This is a genomic window from Rhodopseudomonas palustris (assembly GCF_003226555.1).
Lineage (GTDB): Bacteria > Pseudomonadota > Alphaproteobacteria > Rhizobiales > Xanthobacteraceae > Rhodopseudomonas > Rhodopseudomonas palustris_I.
In genome coordinates, this window is record NZ_QKQS01000023.1 from 818,741 (window position 1) to 840,970 (window position 22,230).

General features: G+C 64.5%; 18 protein-coding genes. 8 read left to right on the top strand and 10 right to left on the bottom strand.

Annotated features, from left to right (window positions below; translation table 11 throughout):
• Positions 1 to 6 precede the first annotated feature (6 nt).
• The 3 genes from DNX69_RS16325 (at position 7) to DNX69_RS16335 (ending at position 4,545) form a co-directional block, all read left to right on the top strand.
• Positions 7 to 2,478: a DNA translocase FtsK gene (locus tag DNX69_RS16325; protein ID WP_110787001.1), complete on the top strand. Its 2,472-nt coding sequence runs from the start codon at positions 7 to 9 to the stop codon at positions 2,476 to 2,478.
• A 17-nt stretch (positions 2,479 to 2,495) separates the two neighbouring features.
• Positions 2,496 to 3,440, top strand: coding sequence for an outer membrane lipoprotein carrier protein LolA (locus DNX69_RS16330; protein WP_110787002.1), 945 nt, complete (start codon positions 2,496 to 2,498; stop codon positions 3,438 to 3,440).
• A gap of 292 nt (positions 3,441 to 3,732) precedes the next feature.
• Positions 3,733 to 4,545 (top strand): exodeoxyribonuclease III, encoded by an 813-nt coding sequence (locus DNX69_RS16335; RefSeq protein ID WP_110787003.1) that lies wholly within the window; start codon positions 3,733 to 3,735, stop codon positions 4,543 to 4,545.
• A 70-nt stretch (positions 4,546 to 4,615) separates the two neighbouring features.
• On the opposite strand, the gene DNX69_RS16340 is transcribed toward DNX69_RS16335, so the two are convergent.
• On the bottom strand, positions 4,616 to 5,065 hold the full coding sequence (locus DNX69_RS16340) for a cyclic nucleotide-binding domain-containing protein (protein WP_110787004.1): 450 nt from the start codon (positions 5,063 to 5,065) through the stop codon (positions 4,616 to 4,618).
• 39 nt (positions 5,066 to 5,104) lie between these two features.
• Positions 5,105 to 5,791, bottom strand: a complete 687-nt coding sequence (locus DNX69_RS16345; protein ID WP_013500184.1) for a response regulator transcription factor — start codon at positions 5,789 to 5,791, stop codon at positions 5,105 to 5,107.
• Positions 5,792 to 5,956: 165 nt separating this feature from the next.
• Here DNX69_RS16345 and DNX69_RS16350 point away from each other — a divergent pair, with 165 nt between their 5' ends.
• Positions 5,957 to 6,520: a L,D-transpeptidase family protein gene (locus tag DNX69_RS16350; protein WP_110787005.1), complete on the top strand. Its 564-nt coding sequence runs from the start codon at positions 5,957 to 5,959 to the stop codon at positions 6,518 to 6,520.
• A 185-nt stretch (positions 6,521 to 6,705) separates the two neighbouring features.
• Here the strand turns inward: DNX69_RS16350 and DNX69_RS16355 are convergent, their stop codons facing one another.
• Positions 6,706 to 7,365 carry a YggS family pyridoxal phosphate-dependent enzyme gene (locus DNX69_RS16355; RefSeq protein ID WP_110787006.1) on the bottom strand — a complete coding sequence of 220 codons (660 nt, stop codon included), beginning with the start codon at positions 7,363 to 7,365 and terminating at the stop codon, positions 6,706 to 6,708.
• A 170-nt stretch (positions 7,366 to 7,535) separates the two neighbouring features.
• On the opposite strand from DNX69_RS16355, the gene DNX69_RS16360 reads away from it, so the two are divergent.
• From DNX69_RS16360 to holA, 4 genes are all read left to right on the top strand, one after another.
• On the top strand, positions 7,536 to 9,209 hold the full coding sequence (locus tag DNX69_RS16360; protein ID WP_110787007.1) for a diguanylate cyclase domain-containing protein: 1,674 nt from the start codon (positions 7,536 to 7,538) through the stop codon (positions 9,207 to 9,209).
• A gap of 207 nt (positions 9,210 to 9,416) precedes the next feature.
• Positions 9,417 to 12,047, top strand: coding sequence for a leucine--tRNA ligase (gene leuS / locus DNX69_RS16365; RefSeq protein ID WP_110787008.1), 2,631 nt, complete (start codon positions 9,417 to 9,419; stop codon positions 12,045 to 12,047).
• On the top strand, positions 12,034 to 12,597 hold the full coding sequence (gene lptE, locus DNX69_RS16370) for an LPS assembly lipoprotein LptE (RefSeq protein ID WP_110787009.1): 564 nt from the start codon (positions 12,034 to 12,036) through the stop codon (positions 12,595 to 12,597). Before leuS ends, lptE begins: the two co-directional genes overlap by 14 nt.
• A gap of 56 nt (positions 12,598 to 12,653) precedes the next feature.
• Positions 12,654 to 13,685: a DNA polymerase III subunit delta gene (gene holA, locus DNX69_RS16375; RefSeq protein WP_110787010.1), complete on the top strand. Its 1,032-nt coding sequence runs from the start codon at positions 12,654 to 12,656 to the stop codon at positions 13,683 to 13,685.
• 260 nt (positions 13,686 to 13,945) lie between these two features.
• Here the strand turns inward: holA and DNX69_RS16380 are convergent, their stop codons facing one another.
• The 7 genes from DNX69_RS16380 to hemJ form a co-directional block, all read right to left on the bottom strand.
• On the bottom strand, positions 13,946 to 14,836 hold the full coding sequence (locus DNX69_RS16380; RefSeq protein WP_110787011.1) for a ParB/RepB/Spo0J family partition protein: 891 nt from the start codon (positions 14,834 to 14,836) through the stop codon (positions 13,946 to 13,948).
• A 179-nt stretch (positions 14,837 to 15,015) separates the two neighbouring features.
• Entirely contained in the window at positions 15,016 to 15,870 is an 855-nt protein-coding gene (locus DNX69_RS16385) for a ParA family protein (RefSeq protein ID WP_110787012.1), read from the bottom strand.
• 21 nt (positions 15,871 to 15,891) lie between these two features.
• A complete protein-coding gene (gene rsmG, locus DNX69_RS16390) occupies positions 15,892 to 16,563 on the bottom strand; it encodes a 16S rRNA (guanine(527)-N(7))-methyltransferase RsmG (protein WP_110787013.1) in 672 nt (223 codons plus the stop codon).
• 177 nt (positions 16,564 to 16,740) lie between these two features.
• Complete coding sequence (gene mnmG, locus DNX69_RS16395) at positions 16,741 to 18,609, bottom strand: tRNA uridine-5-carboxymethylaminomethyl(34) synthesis enzyme MnmG (RefSeq protein ID WP_110787014.1); 1,869 nt, start codon at positions 18,607 to 18,609, stop codon at positions 16,741 to 16,743.
• Between the two features lie 156 nt (positions 18,610 to 18,765).
• Entirely contained in the window at positions 18,766 to 20,094 is a 1,329-nt protein-coding gene (mnmE, locus tag DNX69_RS16400) for a tRNA uridine-5-carboxymethylaminomethyl(34) synthesis GTPase MnmE (protein ID WP_110787656.1), read from the bottom strand.
• Between the two features lie 89 nt (positions 20,095 to 20,183).
• Positions 20,184 to 21,449: a transcription termination factor Rho gene (rho, locus tag DNX69_RS16405; protein ID WP_110787015.1), complete on the bottom strand. Its 1,266-nt coding sequence runs from the start codon at positions 21,447 to 21,449 to the stop codon at positions 20,184 to 20,186.
• 261 nt (positions 21,450 to 21,710) lie between these two features.
• Complete coding sequence (hemJ, locus tag DNX69_RS16410) at positions 21,711 to 22,151, bottom strand: protoporphyrinogen oxidase HemJ (protein ID WP_110787657.1); 441 nt, start codon at positions 22,149 to 22,151, stop codon at positions 21,711 to 21,713.
• Between the last annotated feature and the right edge of the window lie 79 nt (positions 22,152 to 22,230).

A 22,230-nucleotide genomic window follows, 5' to 3' on the forward strand; every position in this document is an offset into this window, starting at 1 on the left:
GGCCCCATGAGCATGCCGGCGATCGAACGAGCCTTTCCTCTGGTCGGCCATCTGCCGCCCTCGGTGCGCGAAGTGCTGGCGCGGCGGCTGCGCGAACTCGCCGGATTCGGCCTGATCGCGCTCGCCGCAGTCGCTGCAGCCGCACTCGCCACCTGGTCGGTGCAGGACCCCAGCCTCAGCCACGCCACCTCGCGGCGCATCCACAATCTACTCGGCTATCCGGGTGCGATCGGCGCCGATCTGGCGATGCAGATACTCGGCCTCGGCGCGATCGGTCTGTTGATGCCGGTCGCGGTGTGGGGCTGGCGGATGCTGAATCACCGGCCGTTCGACCGCACCGCGCTGAGAATGGGCGCCTGGTTCCTGTGCACGATCTTCGCCGCGGGCTTTGCCTCATCGTTTCCGCACGACACCGCCTGGCCGCTGCCGACCGGGCTCGGCGGCGTGGTCGGCGACGCATTGGTGCGGGCACCATCGCTGGTGTTCGGCCCCGGCCTGATCTTCCGCATCATCCTCACCATCATCCTCGGCATTGCGGTGCTGGCGACGTTCGTGATCGCCGGCGGATTCGGATCGCGTGAACGCGAGCCCGAGGAGGCATCGGCCGACGAAGATCTGCCGCTCGAGGAAGAAGACGAAGACGACCGCGGATCCGTATCGCTCGGCTGGCTGGTCCACGCGCTGCTCAGTGCCAAAGCGCGGTTGTGGCGGCTGGCCAAGCTGTCCTACCAGGGCCTGGTCAGTAGTGCGCCTGCCACCAGCAAGCAGGCGTTCGAACGACAGGAGCCCCGGCTCGGCGGCCGCTCGGCGCCGCCGATCGCCCCCGAAGCCGATGATCACGACGACTACGAACCCGAGCCCGTCGACGAGATCGAGGAAGACGAGGACGAAGAGGAAGCCCCTCCGGTCGCTCGCACGCCCCGCAAGAAGGTCGCCCCCAAACCGGTGGCCAAGAAGGCCCGGTTCGACCTGCCCTCGGTCAACGTTCTATCGGCGCCAAAGGCGTCGGACCGGCAGCCGCTCAACAAGTCCGAGCTCGAGGCCAATTCTCGTGCGCTCGAAGGCGTGCTGCAGGACTTCGGCGTGCGGGGCGAGATCATCAAGGCGAGCCCCGGTCCGGTGGTCACGCTGTACGAGCTGGAGCCGGCGCCCGGCATCAAGTCTTCACGCGTGATCGGCCTCTCCGACGACATCGCCCGGTCGATGAGCGCGCTGTCGGCGCGCGTCGCGGTGGTCCCCGGCCGCAACGCGATCGGCATCGAACTGCCCAATGCTCATCGCGAGAAGGTGTATTTGCGCGAGCTGCTCAGCGTGAAGGACGCCAACGAGACCGTGCACAAGTTGCCGCTGTGTCTCGGCAAGAATATCGGCGGCGATTCGATCATCGTCGACCTCGCCCGCATGCCGCATCTGTTGATCGCAGGTACCACCGGCTCGGGCAAATCGGTCGCGATCAACACCATGATCCTCAGCCTGGTGTACCGGCTGCGGCCGGATCAATGCCGGTTGATCATGGTCGATCCGAAGATGCTCGAACTGTCGGTCTATGACGGCATCCCGCATCTGCTGACGCCGGTGGTCACCGATCCGAAGAAGGCGGTGGTGGCGCTGAAATGGGCGGTCCGCGAGATGGAGGAGCGCTACAAGCGCATGGCCAAGCTCGGCGTGCGCAACATCGACGGCTACAATACCCGGCTCGGCGAGGCCAAAGCCAAGGGCGAAGAGCTGACCCGCACGGTGCATACCGGCTTCGACAAGGAGACTGGCAAGGCGATCTACGAGGAAGAGAAACTCGACCTCGAACCGCTGCCCTACATCGTGATCATCGTCGACGAAATGGCGGACCTGATGATGGTCGCCGGCAAGGACATCGAAGGCGCGGTGCAGCGCCTCGCGCAGATGGCCCGCGCCGCCGGTCTGCATGTGATCCTCGCCACGCAGCGTCCGTCGGTCGACGTCATCACCGGCACCATCAAGGCCAACTTCCCGACCCGCATCTCCTTCCAGGTGACGTCGAAGATCGACAGCCGCACCATCCTGGGCGAGATGGGCGCCGAACAGCTGCTCGGCCAGGGCGATATGCTGTACATGGCGGGCGGCGGCCGCATCAGCCGCGTCCATGGCCCGTTCGTGTCCGACGAGGAAGTCGAGAAGGTCGTCAAGCATCTCAAGGCGCAAGGCGCGCCCGAATATCTCGAAGCGGTCACCGCCGAAGAGCCGGCCGAAGGTGAAGACGGCGCAGTGTTCGACGCCACCGGGATGGGCGGCGACGGCGGCGGCGATCTGTTCCAGCAGGCAGTGGCGATCGTCAAACGCGACCGCAAGGCTTCGACCAGCTATATTCAGCGTCGCCTGCAGATCGGCTACAACCGCGCCGCTTCGCTGATGGAGCGGATGGAGCTCGAAGGCATCGTCGGCCAAGCCAATCACGCCGGCAAACGCGAGATCCTCGTCGCTGAAGAGGATTCGAACTTTTGAACGGCGGGATCACGGGAATGCAGATGTCCGATATGGGGTCGCGAAATCGCCATAGCGTCCCTGTAGCGGCAGACGGACAACGCGACGGAGTTGTCGCAACCGTGCAGGACATGAGCTTGATCAAGCAATTCAATGGTTTGAAGCCGGTGTGGGCGACCGGAACCAACCTGCGGCGCGCCTGCGCGGCCGCCGCAGCGATTGTGATCGCCAACATTGCGCAGCAGCCGGCGAATGCCGAACCGATCCCGGCTCCGAAGCCATCGCCCCGCGCGCTGAAGCTCAGTGCCGCAGAGCCGAAACAGCGTTCGCCGCAGGCTCCAGCGCAGCCGCCGGTCGCGAAGCTGACCGCGCCGCCCGAGCCGGTGATCCCCGATCCGCGGCGCAACGTGCCGGCGTCGATCTTCACCACCTTCGATGCGGCTCAGAAGGCGGAGGCCGCCAAGGCCAGCGCGTATCTGTCGTCGCTGCAGACGCTGGTCGGCCAGTTCGTCCAGGTCGGACCGGACGGCAGCAAGCTCACCGGTGATTTCTACATCATGAAGCCCGGCCGGGTGCGGTTCGAGTATGACGACCCCAGCCCGATCTCGATGATCGCCGACGGACAGTCGGTGGTGGTGCGTGATCGCAAGCTGGCGACCCAGGACGTCTATCCGCTGTCGCAGACGCCGCTGCGCTATCTGCTCAGCGACCGACTCGATCTACTACGCGACACCAACGTCGTCAGCATCACCTCCGACGACCTGTATTCGAACATCATCATCGAAGAGAAGAATGCCGTCATCGGCACCAGCCGGTTGTTGCTGATGTTCGGCGCCAAGGACGGTCAGCTCAAGCAGTGGACCGTCACCGATCCGCAGGGCTACGACACCACGGTTGCGGTCTATAATCTCGACACGACCAAACGCCCCGATCCGTCGATGTTCAAGATCGACTACACCAACTATCAGACCCCGCCGGGTTAGAGCGGTTCATCGTTTGATTGAGACGATCCGATCTTTCCGAAGGCACTGAGTCCTCATCCTGAGGAGCTCGGCGAAGCCGGGCGTCTCGAAGGATGAGGAGACGGAAGAGCCTGCGGTTCATGCAGGCCCGTCATTGGCGGACTTGATCCGGCAATCCATCCCCTTCGCAGAATCCCGGACTGAATGCCCGGCCGGTTGTTCACACCATCGGCTTGCGTCCGACTCCATGCCGCGCAACAAGGATGCATCGCACCTCTTTCGGTGCCGTCCTGCCTCCTGCGACCGAGCTCCCATGCGCCTCACGCTCTCCACCTGGAACATCAACTCGGTGCGTCTGCGCATCGAGCTGGTGGCGAAGTTTCTCAAAGCCCAGCGCCCGGACATTCTGTGTCTGCAGGAGACCAAATGTCCGGATGACGCGTTTCCGCTGAAGCGGTTCAAGCGGCTCGGCTACGAGCACATCGCACTGAACGGGCAGAAGGGCTATCACGGCGTCGCGGTGATTTCGAAGCTGCCGTTTCTCAGCACCGACATCCGGACCTTCTGCGACATCATCGACAGCCGTCACATCTCGGTGGCGGTGAAAACGGCCGACGACGCGCCGCCGCTGGTGCTGCACAATTTCTACGTCCCGGCCGGCGGTGATATTCCCGATCCGGCCGTCAATCCGAAATTCAAGCACAAGCTGTCGTTTCTCGATGAGATGAAAGCCTGCGTGCCACTGCATCCGTCGGGCGATCAGCGGCACATCCTGGTCGGCGACCTCAACGTCGCACCGCACGAGCACGACGTCTGGTCACACAAACAGCTTCTCAAGGTGGTGTCGCACACGCCGATCGAATGCGAGAAACTGCTCAAAGTGATGACCGCCGGCAACTGGGTCGACGTCGCGCGCGATCGCATCCCGCTCGATCAGAAGGTCTATACATGGTGGAGCTATCGGGCCGCCGATTGGACGGTCGGCGACCGCGGCCGCCGGCTCGACCACATCTGGGTGTCGGAAGCACTGAAGGACCGTGTCATCGACTTCAAGATCCTGCGTGACGCGCGCAGCTGGGAACGCCCCAGCGACCACGTCCCGGTCACGATGACGATGGAGTTGTAGTTGGAGCGCTTCATCGATCGATCGAATTGGTTCGACGCGTTGTTGTCGCGCGACTCGGCAATCCAATTCGCTACGACGTCAGCTTGCTGCCGACTGTGACGATATCATTGGCGATCTGACTGGTGCGGGCGGCGAATTCGTCGCGGAGCCTCAGTGCCGCTCCGGGATCGCTTTCGAGCACCCGCTGGAACAGGCTGCGGGCGATCCGGACCGCAGACGAGTACTCGAGCGCGACCGCCGTCGACGGGCGCCGCATCGGCATCACCAGCGCCAGCTCGCCGATCAGATCACCCGGCCGCGCCACCATCTCGTGGAGGCCGTCGTCCTCCATGGTGATCTGAAATGCGCCGCGCTGCACCACGTAGCCGGCATCGGCCGGCTCGCCGGCATTGAACATCACGTCGCCGCGGGCAAAGTCGCGCTGCTCCGAGCCGATCGCCAGCATCCGCAGCGCCTGCTCGCCGAGCAGCCGGAGCGTCGGGACGCGCGCGAGCAGAGCAACATCATCTTCGATCGACATGCGGGACCGGGCAGCGGGTGAATCGGCCCCGTATTGGTATCACGGCACGAGTTTGTAGCCACCGGCCTCGGTGACCAGAATCTCCGGATTCGCCGCATCTCGCTCGATCTTTTGGCGGAGCCGGTAAATGTGAGTCTCCAGCGTATGGGTGGTGACGCCGGAATTGTAACCCCACACTTCCTGCAGCAGCGTCTCGCGCGAGACCGGCGCCTGTCCGGCGCGGTACAGGAAGCGCAGGATCGCGGTCTCCTTCTCGGTGAGCCGCACCTTCTTGGCATTGGCACCGGTCAGCATCTTGGAGCCGGGCCGGAACGAGTACGGCCCGACCGCGAAAACGGCATCTTCGCTGGCTTCGTGCTGACGAAGCTGGGCGCGAATCCGCGCCAGCAGCACGGCGAACCTGAACGGCTTGGCGACGTAGTCGTTGGCACCGCTTTCCAGGCCCAGGATGGTGTCGGAATCAGTGTCGTGGCCGGTCAGCATGATGATCGGCGCCTTGAACCCGCCCTTTCGCAGGGATCGCACCACCTCACGACCGTCGGTGTCGGGCAGGCCGACATCCATCAGCACCAGGTCCGGCGACAGCGCTTTGGCGGTCTGAACGCCCTTGGCACCGGTATCGACAGCGGACGCCTCGAACTCCTCGTGCAGCGACAATTGCTCGACCAGCGCATCGCGCAGATCGTTGTCGTCGTCCACGATCAGGATCTTGCGGGCGTTCGGCATGGGCGCTGTCCTTCCGTCGTCTGGCGGCGCACGGCTGTTAGCCGGGAGCGCACGCAAATCACGCGCGATTGTATCGCAGTTCAGCAGATAGGGAGCGATTCCGCGGAATTTAACTGCGGCAGCCTAAATTTGCCTCCATGATGCCGGCGGCAGACCTCCGGGCGCATGAAAAAGACAGCCAGACCAGAAGCTTCGCGAAGATCGCCGCAACCGCTGGCACGGCTGCAGGTGCGCGCCGCTGCCGGCCAGCGCAGCCGCGGCTGGCTGATCGCGGGCGGGCTGACCATCCCGGTGGCGCTCGGCCGCGGCGGCATTCTGGCGAATAAGCGCGAAGGCGATGGCGGCACACCGCGCGGCATATTTTGGCCGCTGCGGCTGTGGTGGCGGCCCGATCGCGGCCCGCGCCCCCGCACCCATCTGCCGATCCGCATCATCGGTCCCGACGATGCCTGGTGCGAAGACCCGGTCAGCCGGCACTACAACCGGCCGATCCGCCGGTCGGCGGCAGGCGACGGCGATCGCCTGATGCGCGACGACCACCTCTACGACCTGATCATCGAGATCGACCACAACACCCGGCCGCGCATCGCCGGCCGCGGCAGCGCGGTTTTCCTGCATCTGGCCCGCGACAATTTCGGGCCGACGGCGGGCTGTGTGGCGATGACCCGGCCAAACCTCACCCGCCTGCTGGCGCGGCTCGGCCCCAACACGAAGATCGTGATCGGGTAGATTGGTCCCATCGGCAGCGGCGCTGGTGTGATTACGCGGAGCATCGCTCCGTAACCGTCATCGCCCGCGCAGGCGGGCGACCCAGTATTCCAGAGCGTCGGAATTGGTCAGCAGCGCACTGCAATACTGGACCACCCGCTTTCGCGGGTGGTGACGGCAAAGAATGAGATCGCGCGGCAGCCGCCCTATCGATGCCCGAAGATCGCCGAACCCACCCTCACATGGGTCGCACCGAACGCGATGGCGGTGGCGAAGTCGGCGCTCATGCCCATCGACAGTTTCGACAGCCCGTTGCGCTTGGCGATCTTGGCGCACAGCGCGAAATGCGGCGCCGGGGCTTCATCCACCGGCGGAATGCACATCAGCCCGCCGATCGTCAGCCCCCAACGCTCGCGGCAGGCGGCCAGAAAAGCGTCGGCGTCCTGCGGCGCGATCCCGGCCTTCTGCGGCTCCTCGCCGGTGTTGATCTGCACGAACAGATCGACGTTGCGACCGGCCTGCGGCAGCACCTTGCTCAAAGCCTCGCACAGGCTGTCGCGATCCACCGAATGGATCGCGTCGAACAGCGCGACCGCGTCCTTGGCCTTGTTGGACTGCAACGGCCCGATCAGATGCAATTCGGTACCAGCAAACTCCGCGACCAGCGCCGGCCATTTGCCCTTGGCTTCCTGAACGCGGTTTTCGCCGAACACCCGCTGGCCCGCGGCCAGCACCGGGCGGATCGCGTCGGCCTCGAAGGTCTTCGACACCGCGATCAGCGTCACCTCGCTGCGATCGCGCCGTGCATCCTTGCAGGCGCGGGCGATCTCGGCCTCGACCGTCGCCAGATGATCCGCCGCGCTCATCGTGTCTCGGCTCCCTGAAGCCTGCGGAGACATGGTGAAGGCAACGTAAACGGCGAGAAGTGGGCAGCGAATTCTCTCACGAGGCGACTTTCGGTCAAATTGTAACGAATCGCGGAAAGGCTTTTTGAAGCCTTCCACCTAGGGTGATTGCGGGGGATCGAGGGGCAACGATGTCACGCATCGCAATCGTCCGCAACAAAGCCAAACTCAGAGCCTTGCTCGGAATCCGGGCCAGACTGGTGGTGTTGGCACTGATTCTGGTGTGTCCGCTGATGCTGGACCGGGTGCGTCTGCTCGAGCAGACCCGGGCTGCCCAGCTCGCCGCGATGACCAAGGAAATATCGACCCTGGCGCAGCGCACCGCCGACGCCGAGCGCGAGGTGATCTCCTCGGTCGAGGCCGTCCTGAAATCCGCCGCCTATGTGCATGCCGCGGCCGCGCAGGCCGGGCGGGGCTGCAGCATCCTGCGGGCAAGCCTGCGGGTCGACCTGCCTTCGATTCGGATGTTGATGGTGGCCGATCCGGACGGTGTCGTGCGCTGTTCGACCGCGTCGATGTTCGTCGGCAGCGATATCAGCGATCGGCCTTACTTCCGTAAGGCATTAGAAACGCGCGACTTTGTGGTCAGCGACTTCCTGGTCGGGCGCCAAACCCAGAAGGGCACCATCCTGGCCGCCTACCCGGTGTCGGCGATCGACACCGGCAAGGAAGCGGTGATCGTCGCCGGGATCAACCTCGACTGGCTGTCCGACATGATGAGCAATCTCGCCGGGCGAACGGGCGTCAGCGCGGCGCTGATCGACGGCGAAGGCACGGTGCTGGCGACGCCGCCTGACGAGCGCAGCCTGATCGGCAAAAAACTGAACAGGCTGGCGCTGTTGCCCGCGATGGCGGAAAATCCGCAGGGACAGCAGGCCGCCATCATCCGGGACGAGGCCGGACGGCTGCTCTCGATCAGCCGAATTCCCGGGACCAGCGCACGACTGGTGGTCACCATCGACGAAAGCAAAGTCTCGGCCGGCATTAATCACGAGATCCGCACCGCCTATCTGCAGCTGGCGCTGGTCTGCCTGTTCGTCCTGCTCGGCGCGTTGATTGCGGCCGAACGGCTGATCGTCCAGCCGATTTCGGTGCTGACCGCGGTTGCCAAAAGGTTTGCCGCGGGGGATTGGTCGGCCAGGGTCGCCCGGAAACGGCTGCCCTCGGAATTCGTGCCGCTGGCCCGGGCCTTCAACGCGATGGCGGCGCAACTCGGCCAGCGCGAGCGCGAGCTGGTCGCCAGCAACAGCCGCCTCAGCGTGATGGCGTCGATGGACCTGCTGTCCGGCCTCGCCAATCGCCGCGGCTTCCAGAGCCGGCTCGAGTTCGAGTGGCTGAGAGGCCAGCAGACCGGGCATCGGCTGGCGCTGATGATGATCGACGTCGACCACTTCAAGCTGTTCAACGATTCCTACGGCCATCCCGAGGGCGACGCCTGCCTGAGCCGGATCGGCGAGACGCTGGCGGCGATCGCCGACCAGACCAGCGGCTTTGCGGCGCGCTATGGCGGCGAGGAATTCTGTCTGCTGCTGCCGGACACCGGCACCGCACGGGCGATCCAGGTCGGCGAGCTCCTGCGCTCGACCGTCGAACAACTCGCGCTGCCGCACCGGACCAGCACGTTTGAGCACGTCACCGTCAGCATCGGCGTCGCCTGTGCGCTGCCGAGCGAGCAGGCCTCGCCGGCCGAACTGGTCGAAGCGGCCGACGCAGCGCTGTACGCGGCTAAACATCGCGGTCGCAACAATGTGGTCGAGCACGGCTTCACCCGCGCCTCCGACGGCCCGGTGGCCATGGCGAGCTGAGGCCGCAAAGGGGCGCCCGGCGGCGCTGCCGGCTTGCGCCATCCCATTGACCCGACACCATGTTTCATGGCCTAGTCCGCGCGCTTCGCGCGCGATTTGAACCGAGCCCCCGCACCGGTTGGCGACCTCGGCCGCGCCCTGTTTTCCGCCCTGATGATCCGCGCTCGAACCGGCCGGCCGTCTTCTGATGTTTCGAATCCTGATCCCATGAGCAACGAACGATACAACGCCCGCGAATCCGAGCCGAAATGGCAGGCGAAATGGGACGAAGCGAAGATCTTCGCCACCCGGAACGACGACCTGCGCAAGAAGTACTACGTGCTGGAGATGTTCCCGTACCCGTCGGGGCGGATCCACATGGGCCACGTCCGCAACTACACCATGGGCGACGTGGTGGCGCGGACGATGCGGGCGCGCGGCTACAATGTGCTGCATCCGATGGGGTGGGACGCATTCGGTCTGCCGGCCGAGAACGCTGCGATCGAGCGCAAGGTCGCCCCGAAGGCGTGGACCTACGACAACATCGCGGCGATGAAGAAGCAGCTCCAGACCATGGGGCTGTCGCTGGACTGGGCGCGTGAATTCGCGACCTGCGATCCGACCTACTACAAGCACCAGCAGAAGATGTTTCTCGACTTCCTGAAAGTCGGGCTGGTCGAGCGCGAGAAGCGCAAGCTGAACTGGGACCCGGTCGACATGACCGTGCTGGCCAACGAGCAGGTGATCGACGGCCGCGGCTGGCGCTCGGGCGCGGTGGTCGAGCTGCGCGAGATGAACCAGTGGGTGTTCAAGATCACCAAATACGCCCAGGAGCTGCTGGACGCGCTGGATACGCTGGACCGCTGGCCCGACAAGGTTCGGCTGATGCAGCGCAATTGGATCGGCCGCTCCGAGGGCCTGATGGTGCGGTTCGCGCTCGACAGCGCGACCACGCCGGCCGGCGAGACCGAGCTGAAGATCTTCACCACCCGCCCGGACACGCTGTTCGGCGCCAAGTTCATGGCGATCGCGGCCGACCACCCGCTGGCGCAAGCGGCGGCGGCGAAGGACCCGAAGGTCGCGGCGTTCATCGAGGACTGCAAGAAGCGCGGCACCGCGCAGGCCGAGATCGACACCGCCGAGAAGCAGGGCATCGACACCGGCATCCGCGCCGTGCATCCGTTCGACCCGAATTGGAAGCTGCCGGTCTACGTCGCCAACTTCGTGCTGATGGAATACGGCACCGGCGCGATCTTCGGCTGCCCGGCGCACGACCAGCGCGACCTCGACTTCGTCAACAAGTATCAGCTCGGCAATACGCCCGTGGTCTGCCCCGAAGGCCAGGATCCGGCGAGCTTCGTCATCACCGACACCGCCTATGACGGCGACGGCCGCCTGATCAATTCGCGCTTCCTCGACGGCATGACGATCGCCGAGGCGAAGGAAGACGTCGCCAAGCGGCTGGAGACGGCGCAGCTCGGCGGCGCACCGGTCGGCGAGCGCAAGGTCAACTTCCGCCTGCGCGACTGGGGTATCTCGCGCCAGCGCTATTGGGGCTGCCCGATTCCGATCATCCACTGCCCGAAATGCGATGTGGTGCCGGTGCCGGACAAGGATCTGCCGGTGGTGCTGCCGGAGGACGTGTCGTTCGACAAGCCGGGCAATGCGCTCGACCATCACCCGACCTGGAAGCACGTCACCTGTCCGCAGTGCGGCGGCAAGGCGGTGCGCGAAACCGACACCATGGACACCTTCGTGGATTCGTCCTGGTACTTCGCGCGCTTCACCGATCCGTGGAACACCGAAGCCCCGACCACGCCGGACGTCGTCAACCGGATGATGCCGGTCGATCAATATATCGGCGGCGTCGAACACGCGATCCTGCATCTTTTGTACAGCCGGTTCTTCACCCGCGCCATGAAGGCGGCCGGTCACATCGACATCCAGCATGACGAGCCGTTCGCCGGCCTGTTCACGCAGGGCATGGTGGTGCACGAGACCTATCGGAAGGCCGATGGTCACTTCGCCTCGCCCGCCGAAGTGGCGATCGTGGTCGATGGCGATCAGCGCCGCGCCACGTTGATCGATGGCGGCAGCCCGGTCGAGATCGGCCCGATCGAGAAGATGTCGAAGTCCAAGCGCAACACCGTCGATCCCGACGACATCATCGGGACTTACGGTGCCGACACTGCGCGCTGGTTCATGCTGTCGGATTCGCCGCCGGACCGCGACGTGATCTGGAGCGAGGAAGGCGTCAAGGGCGCGTCGCGCTTCGTGCAGCGGCTGTGGCGGATGGTGAACGATGCCGCTCCGATCGCCGCCGCGGCTCCTTCCGAAAAGCCGGCCAGCTTCGGCGCCGACGCGCTCGGCTTGCGCAAGGCCGCACACGGCGCGCTGGATAAAGTGCTGTCCGGCATCGAACGGCTCGCCTTTAACGTCAGCCTGGCGCACATTCGCGAGTTCTCGAATACCCTCGGCGACGTGCTGGCCCGGTCGCCGACGCCCTCACCCGATCTCGCCTGGGCGATCCGCGAATCGGCCATGATCCTGGTTCAGCTCTTCCACCCGATGATGCCGCATCTTGCCGAGGAGTGCTGGACAGTGCTCGGCCAGACCGGCCTCGTTTCCGAAGCCCTGTGGCCACCGATCGAACCGGATCTGCTGGTCGAGGACAGCATCACCCTGCCGGTGCAGGTCAACGGCAAGAAGCGCGGCGAGGTGACGGTGCCCCGTGACGCCCCGACCGGTGAAATTGAGGCTGCCGTTTTGGCGCTCGATGCGGTAAAACAGGCCCTGGGCGACAAGCCCGTTCGCAAGGTGATCGTGGTTCCGCAGAGGATCGTGAATGTCGTCGGCTAAGCCCGCGGAGCTCAAGAAGTTCGTCGCCCGGTTGGCGTTGGCGGTTGCGCTGGCGGCATCGGTCGCCGGTTGTTTCCATCCGATGTACGCCGATCGCGGCGACGGTTCGCCGACGCTGCGCGACAAGCTCTCCGCCATCGAAGTGCCGCCGCTCGACATTCCGAACGGCTCGCGCAACTCGCGCCTCGGCGTCGAGCTGCGCAACAAGCTGATGTTCAAGCTTTACGGCAGCGCCACCGGGGCGCCGGCGCTGTACACGTTGAAGATCGCGATCTCGACCTCGCGCTCGTCGCTGATCGTCGATCCCAGCACGCAGCTGCCGACGATCGAGAACTACGCGATCGATGCCAGCTACCAGCTCAAGGACATCGCCACCGGCAAGACGGTGATGACCGGCAACACCTTCTCGCGGGTCGAATACGACGTGCCCGGCCAGTCGCAGCGTTTCGCCCGTACCCGCGCGGGGCGCGACGCGGAAGACCGCGCCGTGCAGGAGATCGCCGAGAACATCAACACCCGGCTGGCCTCGTTCTTCTACGCCGGCATGTGAACCGCGATCGCTCCGAGCACGCGGTGGTGGTTCAGGTTCGGCTCTGGCGCTGAGTGATGGTTGCGCTGCGCGGCAAAGACGCCACTTCGTTTCTGACCCGGCCCGATCCCGGTCGGCCGATCGTGCTGTTGTACGGGCCGGATGCCGGCCTGGTGCGCGAACGCGCCGATGCGCTGATCGCGGCCTCGCTCGACGATCCCAAAGACCCATTCGCACTGGTGCGGCTCGACGGTGATGAACTCGCCGCGGAGCCGTCACGGCTGGTCGACGAAGCCCTCGCCATTCCGATGTTCGGCGGCCGCCGCGCGATCCGGGTTCGCGCCGGCTCACGCAGTTTCGTCGCCGGCGTCGAAGCGCTGATCGCCTCACCGCCGAAGGAATGCCGGGTGGTGATCGAGGCCGGCGACATCAAGCCCGACAATGCACTGCGTAAGGCCTGCGAAAAGGCGGTCACCGGCGCGGTCGCGATCGGCTGCTACCCGGATGGCGAAGCCGACATCGCCCGGCTGATCGACGACGAATTGCGCGGCTCGAATCTGCAGATCGCCAAGGACGCAAGAGCGGTGCTGGCGACGTTGCTCGGCGGCGATCGCCAGGCCTCGCGCAATGAACTGCGCAAGCTGGCGCTTTACGCCCACGGCAAGGGCGAGGTCACACTCGACGACGTGATCACTTGCGTATCGGATGCATCCGACCTGAAGCTCGATGTCATCGTCGACGCGGCGTTCTCGGGTAAGCCCGTCGTGGTTGAAAGCGAATTCGCCAAGGCCATGGTGGCCGGCACTTATCCGGGCCAGATCATCCTCGCGGCGCAGCGCCATGCGGCGTTCCTGCACAAGACCAGCCTGGCGGTCGAAGGCGGCACACCGGCCGCGGTGGCCCTCGACTCCGGATTCCCGCGGCTGCACTTCTCGCGCAAGACCGCGTCGGAAACTGCGCTGCGCAATTTCTCGGCGACGCGGCTGGCGCAGATCATCGATCAACTCGCCAGCGCCGCGCTCGAAACCCGCCGCCAGGCCACACTCGGCGCCGCCATCGCCCAGCGCACGCTGCTGTCGATCGCGGTCAGTGCGAGGCGACGGAGTTAGTTGGTATCATCCACAGTGCTGAGCGCAGCGGAGGCCACCCGTCTCGCCAAACGAGACCCCTCTCGTTCGTCATTCCGGGGCGCGCGTAACGCGAGCCCGGAATCCATAATCACTGCCCCCTCAGCTCGGTCACAAAACCAGACTCACCGTGTCTTCACGAGAAGTTTGTGAGTATGGATTCGGGGCTCGCGCAGCTACGCTGCGCGCTCCGGAATGACGAACGAGAGATCGTCGCCTCAAGCCTCAACCCACAACGCGAACTAACCGCCCGCCTCGAGCCGGCGGATGATGTCGTCGAGCTGATCGAGATCGGCATAGCGGATCTGGAGGGCGCCGGCGCCTTCGTGGTCGTCGATCGTCACCTTCATGCCGAGCACGTCGCTGAGGCGCTTCTCGAGCGCCAGCGTATCGGCGTCCTTCACCGGCTTGGCGCCGGCAGCGGCACGCGGCTTCTGCGGCTTGCGCTCCGGCACACCCTCTTCGTGTGCGAGCGCTTCGGTCTGCCGGACGTTGAGACCTTCGGCGACGATCCGCTTGGCGATCGCCGACGGATCGGGCAGACCGATCAGCGCGCGGGCGTGACCGGCGGTGAGCTCGCCCGAGGCGATCAGCGCCTTGACGTCGTCGGGCAGCTTGATCAGCCGCATCATGTTGGCGACGTGGCTGCGGCTCTTGCCGACGATCTTGGCGATCTCTTCCTGGCTACGGTTGAACTCGGCGGCGAGCGCCTGATAGCCCAGCGCCTCTTCGAGCGGATTGAGATCTTCGCGCTGCACGTTCTCGACGATGGCGATTTCGAGCGCCAGCGCGTCCGACACGTCGACCGGCACGATCGGCACTTCGTGCAGACCGGCGCGCTGCGCCGCGCGCCAACGCCGCTCGCCGGCGATGATCTCGTAGCGATCGGCGGTGCCCTTCACCGGACGAACCACGATCGGCTGGATCACGCCGTGCTGCTTGATCGAGTCGGACAATTCGCCGAGCTCGGCATCGGTGAAGGAACGGCGCGGGTTGCGCGGATTGGCCTTGATGAATTCGATCGGCACCTTGCGCTGCGCCCGCGGCCGTTCGGCCTGCGTCGCCTCGCCGCCGACATCGCCGATCAGACTCGCCAGGCCGCGTCCCAGTCGCGAACGGTGCTCATCGGCCATCGCCGGCTCCCTTGGATTCACGTCGCTACTCCGCACTGATAGAATCGAAATTGTTAGCTGTCGTCGTCATTGCGAGGAGGCGAAGCCGACGAAGCAATCCAGTCTTCGTCGCGTATCGCTGGATTGCTTCGCTGCGCTCGTCATGACGGGCTGCAGCGCCGTAGCACGCTGCCCGCCCCTCAATGCGGGGCGCGGAGTTCGCGCTCGCGCTGAATCACTTCGGTGGCAAGCTTCAGATAGGCTTCGCTGCCGACGCATTTCAGATCATAGACCAGCACCGGCTTGCCGTAGCTCGGCGCTTCCGAGATCCGCACGTTGCGCGGGATCATGGTGTCGTAGACTTTCTTGCCCATGAACTGACGAACGTCGGCGACGACCTGGCTCGACAGATTGTTGCGGCTGTCGAACATCGTCAGCACGATGCCGTGGATCGTCAGGCTCGGATTGAGATTGGCGCGAACCTGTTCGACCGTCTGCAGCAATTGCGACAGACCTTCGAGGGCAAAGAACTCGCACTGCAGCGGCACCAGAATCGCATCCGCCGCGGCCATCGCATTCACGGTCAGCAAGTTCAGCGACGGCGGGCAATCGATCAGCACGTAGGTGTAGTCGAGCGGCGGATCGATGTCCTTGTTGAGTACGCCGATCGCGTCGCGCAGCCGAAACGCACGGTCGCCGCGATGGCCGAGCTCCAGCTCGAGGCCGGACAAATCCATGGTCGAAGCGGCGATGTGGAGCCGCGGCACCGCGGTCGCGACGACCGCGTCACGCAGCGGCGCTTCGCCGGCCAGCACATCGTAGGTCGAGGTGTTGCGATCACGACGGTCGATGCCGAGCCCAGTCGAAGCGTTGCCCTGCGGATCGAGATCCACGATGAGCACGCGCTCACCGATCGCAGCCAGCGCCGTCCCGAGATTGATCGCGGTGGTGGTCTTGCCGACGCCGCCCTTCTGGTTGGCAAGCGCGATGATGCGCGGCCGCCCGGGCTCGGTATTCACCCTATCCTCTTGATAAATCTCATCAATCACGGTCATGACAGGTTCTTCGGCTTGCGGTTATGTGCGTCGTTCGATGGATTCGATCTCGACAATCCAGCCTTGGCCACCGGTCACGCTGGCATGCAGCTTGGGCTGAAACTTCCAATATTTAGTAGCTTCCGTCAATTCCGCTTCTACATCTTGACCCTTCAGGAACAAAGCCTTGGTTGTTCCAGGGGTCATCAGAGGTTCCGCGAAACCGATGAGCTGGTGTAGCGGAGCGACCGCGCGTGCGGTGATGCAATCGATCGCCTGTGGGAATCTATCCACGTTATCCCCGATGTCCGCCAGCATCACTGTGCCCGGCGCGCCCGCAACGCGCAGCGCCTCGCGCAAAAATGCCGCCTTCTTGGCGATCCTCTCAACCAACGTGACATGACCGCCGACGTCCGCCATCGCGCAGGCCAGCACCACGCCCGGAAACCCGCCGCCCGATCCGAAGTCGAGCCATCGCCGCGCATTCGGCACCAGACTGACGAGCTGCAGCGAATCGGCAACGTGCCGGGTCCAAAGCTGAGGCAAGGTCGAGGGCGCAACCAGATTGGTCTTAGCCTGCCATTGCTGCAACAGCGCGACATACGCATCGAGCCGCGCTTCGAGCGCCGGCGAAATCTGCACGAGCTTCATCGCCGCCGCTTTGTCGGCGTCGAGGTCTGAAACTGCGGAAAGGCTTTTGGCGGCGCGCTGCATGGAACTGCACTGCAAAGAGAGCGGCCCGAGGGCTTGTTTGATTATATTCTTGCCAACCGATTCCGGCCACTCCTTGCAGCAATGAATCTGCGCTGCCGATGACTTTGGTCACGTTTCACGTGAAACAGCCTGGAACCCAGCCGAAGTGTTTCACGTGAAACGCTGCCCGCGGCGGGTCTAACCTGCCGAAGGACGGCGACGCTGCTCGCGCCTCAAATACGCTGCCAGAATCCCAAGCGCCGCCGGGGTAATGCCGTCAAGCCGACCCGCCTGCCCCACGGTGTGCGGACGATGTCGTTCCAGCCGGGTGCGGGCCTCGTTCGACAGGCCCGGTACCGCGGCATAATCCACCTCCGTCAGGCGCAAACTTTCGTCTCGGCGGAAGGCTTCGACGTCGGCGGTCTGGCGCTCCAGGTAGACATAATATTTCGCATCGATCTCGACATGCACGGCGATCGCCGGGTCGACCTTGCCAAGCTCCGGCCAGATCGCGCGAACTTGAGCCCAGTCGATCTCCGGATAGGACAGCAGGTCGAATACCGATCGACGCTGGCCGTCGCGGTTCAGCGACAGCCCATGCTTGGCGGCTTCATTGGGGGTGATCGACAGCGACTGGGCGAGAGTCTTCGCGTCGGCGAGCGCCGCCATCTTACGCCGATGGAACGCCATCCGTTCGGGGCCGACGCAGCCGAGAGCCGCCCCCTTGTCGGTGAGACGCTGGTCCGCATTGTCGGCCCGCAGCGTCAGGCGATATTCGGCCCGCGAGGTGAACATCCGGTACGGTTCGGTGATGCCGCGGGTCACCAGATCGTCGATCATGACCCCGAGATAGCCGTCGGCGCGATCAAACACCGCGAGGTCCCCGCCCGCAGCGGCCAGCGCCGCGTTGAGGCCAGCGACCAGACCCTGAGCCGCCGCCTCTTCATAACCGGTCGTGCCGTTGATCTGCCCGGCCAAAAATAGCCCGCGCAGCCGCTTGGTCTGCAGCGTCGGCTCCAATTCCCGCGGATCGACGTGATCGTATTCGATCGCATAACCCGGACGGAGCATTTCGGTCCGCTCCAGCCCTGGGATGGTCTTCAGGATGGCGCGCTGCACTTCTTCGGGCAGCGAGGTCGAGATTCCGTTGGGATAAACCGTCGGATCATCGAGCCCTTCCGGCTCCAGAAAGATCTGGTGGCCGTCACGGTCGCCGAATTTAACGATCTTGTCCTCGATCGAGGGGCAATAGCGCGGTCCGGTCGACTGGATCTGCCCAGAATACATCGGCGAGCGATGCACATTGGCGCGGATCACCTCATGAGTGGCGGGCATCGTCCGGGTAATGCCGCATTCGATCTGCGGCGTGGTGATTTCAGGCGTCAGAACGGAAAACGGCTCCGGCGGATCGTCGCCGGGCTGCATTTCGACCGCGCCCCAATCGATGGTCCGACCATCCAGCCGTGGCGGCGTCCCGGTCTTGAGCCGTCCAAGCGTCAGCCCGAGCGCTTCGAACGAGGCCGATAGCCCCAACGCCGGCGCTTCGTCGATCCGGCCAGCCGGCCAGCTTCGCTCGCCGAGGTGGATCAGGCCGCGAAGGAAGGTTCCTGTGGTGATGACGACTGCGCCGGCCGAACATTCGCGGCCGTCGCCGAGGCGAATGCCGGTGACGCGACCATCGCGCCACAACAGAGCATCAGCCTCCCCTTCGATCACCGAGAGGTTCGAAACGGCGCCGATCGCGGTCTGCATCGCGGCCGCATACAGCTTGCGGTCGGCCTGCGTCCTCGGGCCGCGGACTGCCGGCCCCTTTCGGCGATTCAACATCCGGAACTGAATGCCGCCGGCATCGGCGACACGCCCCATCAGCCCGTCCAATGCATCGATTTCACGGACCAGATGGCCTTTTCCCAGGCCCCCAATCGCCGGATTGCAGGACATTGCGCCGACGGTGGCAAAACGATGGGTGACGAGCGCGGTAGTCGCGCCGATCCGGGCCGCGGCCGCAGCCGCTTCGCAGCCGGCATGGCCGCCGCCGATGACAATGACGTCGAAAAAAGTGCGCATGACGGGGTTCTAGCTCAGCTCCGGGGAGCTTTGAAGGCAATCGCTCTGACGATCTCGATACCGGCAAAAGGTCGCCGCATTGTTTCACGTGAAACAGCGAGAAGGACATCGGCCGATCGTGGTTAATCAGACCTTACCGGTCAGGGTTCCGACCCGCTATTTCCCGATGCAGAACCGGCCGAAGATCTCACCGAGGACATCCTCGACGTCGACCCGCCCGAGCAGCCGACCCAGACTGTGCGCAGCCATTCGAAGCTCTTCGGCCACGATCTCTTCGGCGAGCCCCGGCGTCAGACTACGGTTCAGCGCCTCCGCCGCATCGGCGAGCAATACCCGATGACGGTCTCGGGTGATCAGCCCGGCTTCCGCGGAGCCAAAATATTGCGCCGCAAAGCGCGTCATCTCGCGCAGCAAGTCCGAAAACCCCTCCCCCGTGGCCGCTGAAATCCGAAAACCGGGCGCCGGCGAGCCGAAAGTCGAGGATTCCTCCTCTGCCGCGAGGTCGATCTTGTTGCGGACCCGCCAGACTTCCGTCCCGGTGACATCCGGATCGGCTGCGTCGGCGGCCGTACTCAGCCACAGCACCAGATCCGCTGCCGCAGCGCGCGAGCGGGCGCGTTTCATCCCCTCCTGTTCGACCGGATCGTCGCTATCGCGCAATCCCGCGGTGTCGATCACCGTCACCGGATAACCGTCGAGGTCGAGCTGAACCTCAATCACATCCCGGGTCGTGCCGGCATAAGGCGACACGATCGCCACTTCCCGCCGCGCCAGACGATTGATCAGCGTGGACTTGCCGACATTCGGCCGGCCGGCGATGGCCACGACCATTCCGTCGCGGAGTCGTTCGGCGCGGCCCTGCTCGGCCAAAACCTCGGCGATCTCGGACGCCAGCTCGGCGATCTTGGCTCGCGCCGGCGCCATCAGCTCGTCGGCGACGTCACCCTCGTCGGAAAAATCGATCCCAGCTTCGACCAACGCCAGCGCTTCGATAATCTGGTCGCGCCAGTGCCGGGCCCGATCGCCGAGCACACCGCCGAGCTGGCGAAGTGCCTGACGCCGCTGCGCATCGGTATCAGCATGAATCAGATCGTCGAGCCCCTCGGCTTCGGTCAGGTCGAGCTTGCCGTTCTCGAACGCGCGGCGGGTGAACTCGCCTGGTTCAGCCGGCCGGACGCCCTCCAAGGCCGATAATGTCCTGATGAGCGCTGCCGCAACCGCCCGGCTGCCGTGGATGTGCAGCTCGGCGACATCTTCGCCGGTTGCCGACCCCGGTCCAGGAAACCACAGCGCCACCCCGTCATCGATCATCTCGCCGGCGGCGTCCCGGAGATCACAACGTACAGCACGTCGCGGCGCAGGTAGTTTGCCCGCCAGCGCCGTCAGCACGTCGCCAGCCCGCGATCCGGAGACACGTACGATCGCAATCGCGGACGGCAGCGGCCCGGTCGCAAGGGCAAAGATAGTCTGGTCGCTCGGATGCATGGCCGCTGTCTTGCCGAGGCGCCGATGCGAATGCAAACAAAAAGGGCGCCCCGATCGGGACGCCCTCGCTAGCTCTGTCTCCAACTCGCTCAGGTATTCATCGAGTCGAAGAATTCCGAGTTGTTCTTGGTGTTGCGCAGCTTGTCGAGCAGGAACTCGATCGCATCCATGGTGCCCATCGGGTTGAGGATGCGGCGCAGCACGTACATCTTCTTGAGGAGCTGTGGATCGGTGATCAGCTCTTCCTTGCGGGTGCCGGACCGCGAGATGTCGATCGCCGGGAAGGTCCGCTTGTCCGCGACCTTGCGGTCGAGGATCAGCTCCGAGTTGCCGGTGCCCTTGAACTCTTCGAAGATCACTTCGTCCATACGCGAGCCGGTATCGACCAGCGCAGTGGCGATGATGGTGAGCGAGCCGCCCTCTTCGATATTACGCGCGGCGCCGAAGAACCGCTTCGGCCGCTGCAGCGCATTGGCGTCGACACCGCCGGTCAGCACCTTGCCCGACGACGGCACCACGGTGTTGTAGGCGCGGCCGAGGCGGGTGATCGAGTCGAGCAGGATGACGACATCGCGGCCGTGTTCGACCAGGCGCTTGGCCTTTTCGATCACCATCTCGGCGACCTGAACGTGGCGAACCGCCGGCTCGTCGAAGGTCGAGGAGATCACCTCGCCCTTCACCGAGCGCTGCATGTCGGTGACTTCTTCGGGCCGCTCGTCGATCAGCAGCACGATCAGATAGCACTCGGGATGATTCGCTGTGATCGAGTGCGCGATGTTCTGCATCAGCACCGTTTTACCGGTGCGCGGCGGCGCGACGATCAGGGCGCGCTGGCCCTTGCCGATTGGGGCGACGATGTCGATCACCCGTGCCGACAGATCCTTGCGGGTCGGATCGTCAATCTCGAGCCGGAAGCGCTCGTCCGGAAACAGCGGCGTCAGGTTGTCGAAATTGACCTTGTGCCGGGATTTTTCCGGATCTTCGAAATTGAGCGTGTTGACCTTCAGCAGCGCGAAATAGCGTTCGCCTTCCTTCGGGCTGCGGATGTGGCCCTCGATGGTGTCGCCGGTGCGCAAGCCGAAGCGGCGGATCTGCGACGGCGAGACGTAGATATCGTCCGGACCTGGCAGGTAGTTCGCATCGGGCGATCGCAAGAAGCCGAAGCCGTCGGACAGGACCTCGACGACGCCCTCGCCGATGATGTCGGTTTCTTTTGCCGATAGCTGCTTCAGGCAGGCGAACATCAGCTCCTGCTTGCGCATCGTGCTGGCGTTCTCGACCCCGAGTTCTTCCGAAAACGAAACGAGTTCGGCCGGCGTCTTGGCCTTCAAGTCTTGAAGTTTGATTTCCCGCATGGGGGTGGTCCTGTGGAAACGAGACTGGGGGAATCGTCAGCGGAAGAAAGAGCGGAAGGAAATAACCGGAGGTCCGCAGGTCTTCAGGTCGACGGTGTCTTGAGCAAGGAAGGTGCGGGAGGCTTCAGACCCGGTGCGGCGGCCGGTCCAAAAGGAACCAGATCGCAACCACATTCGCCTGCTTTAGGTGGGACGACGCAACTATAGAAAATCCGTTGCATCGACGCAAGACGATCGACGCAACACCGTCGTTTGGTGGTCTCAGAACGGCTTGACGATCACGAAGATCACCGCGGCGACCATCAGAACCGTCGGTATCTCATTGATTACACGATAGAATTTGTGAGATCGCGTGTTGCGGTCGGCGGCGAAGTCGCGGACGTAGCGGCCCAGCATCAGGTGGATCACGGTCATCAGCACGACCGCACCGAGCTTGGCGTGAAACCAGCCGGAGGTGAAATAGCCCTGCTCCCAGGCGATCGCGAGGCCGGCAACCCAGGCCACCATCATGGCCGGATTCATGATCGCCCGGTACAGCCGGCGTTCCATGATCTTGAAAGTCTCGGACTGCTTCGATCCGATCTCGGCGGTGCAGTGGTAGACGAACAGCCGCGGCATATACAGCATGCCGGCCATCCATGAGATCACTGCCACGACGTGCAGGGTCTTCACCCACGGATAGACATAGACCCAATCGATCATCCGATCTTCCATTCGGCTGTGCCGCGAAGCTGCGGTCGGATCCGGAACGCAGGAGCCGCATCGCGCGTTGATCGAATGC

Bases quoted from the DNA above. Each gene is read 5' to 3' on its own strand.
- DNX69_RS16325 (WP_110787001.1), top strand. From the start codon at position 7: ATGAGCATGCCGGCGATCGAACGAGCCTTTCCTCTGGTCGGCCATCTG.
- DNX69_RS16330 (WP_110787002.1), top strand. From the start codon at position 2,496: ATGCAGATGTCCGATATGGGGTCGCGAAATCGCCATAGCGTCCCTGTA.
- DNX69_RS16335 (WP_110787003.1), top strand. From the start codon at position 3,733: ATGCGCCTCACGCTCTCCACCTGGAACATCAACTCGGTGCGTCTGCGC.
- DNX69_RS16340 (WP_110787004.1), bottom strand. From the start codon at position 5,065: ATGTCGATCGAAGATGATGTTGCTCTGCTCGCGCGCGTCCCGACGCTC.
- DNX69_RS16345 (WP_013500184.1), bottom strand. From the start codon at position 5,791: ATGCCGAACGCCCGCAAGATCCTGATCGTGGACGACGACAACGATCTG.
- DNX69_RS16350 (WP_110787005.1), top strand. From the start codon at position 5,957: ATGAAAAAGACAGCCAGACCAGAAGCTTCGCGAAGATCGCCGCAACCG.
- DNX69_RS16355 (WP_110787006.1), bottom strand. From the start codon at position 7,365: ATGAGCGCGGCGGATCATCTGGCGACGGTCGAGGCCGAGATCGCCCGC.
- DNX69_RS16360 (WP_110787007.1), top strand. From the start codon at position 7,536: ATGTCACGCATCGCAATCGTCCGCAACAAAGCCAAACTCAGAGCCTTG.
- leuS (WP_110787008.1), top strand. From the start codon at position 9,417: ATGAGCAACGAACGATACAACGCCCGCGAATCCGAGCCGAAATGGCAG.
- lptE (WP_110787009.1), top strand. From the start codon at position 12,034: ATGTCGTCGGCTAAGCCCGCGGAGCTCAAGAAGTTCGTCGCCCGGTTG.
- holA (WP_110787010.1), top strand. From the start codon at position 12,654: ATGGTTGCGCTGCGCGGCAAAGACGCCACTTCGTTTCTGACCCGGCCC.
- DNX69_RS16380 (WP_110787011.1), bottom strand. From the start codon at position 14,836: ATGGCCGATGAGCACCGTTCGCGACTGGGACGCGGCCTGGCGAGTCTG.
- DNX69_RS16385 (WP_110787012.1), bottom strand. From the start codon at position 15,870: ATGACCGTGATTGATGAGATTTATCAAGAGGATAGGGTGAATACCGAG.
- rsmG (WP_110787013.1), bottom strand. From the start codon at position 16,563: ATGCAGCGCGCCGCCAAAAGCCTTTCCGCAGTTTCAGACCTCGACGCC.
- mnmG (WP_110787014.1), bottom strand. From the start codon at position 18,609: ATGCGCACTTTTTTCGACGTCATTGTCATCGGCGGCGGCCATGCCGGC.
- mnmE (WP_110787656.1), bottom strand. From the start codon at position 20,094: ATGCATCCGAGCGACCAGACTATCTTTGCCCTTGCGACCGGGCCGCTG.
- rho (WP_110787015.1), bottom strand. From the start codon at position 21,449: ATGCGGGAAATCAAACTTCAAGACTTGAAGGCCAAGACGCCGGCCGAA.
- hemJ (WP_110787657.1), bottom strand. From the start codon at position 22,151: ATGATCGATTGGGTCTATGTCTATCCGTGGGTGAAGACCCTGCACGTC.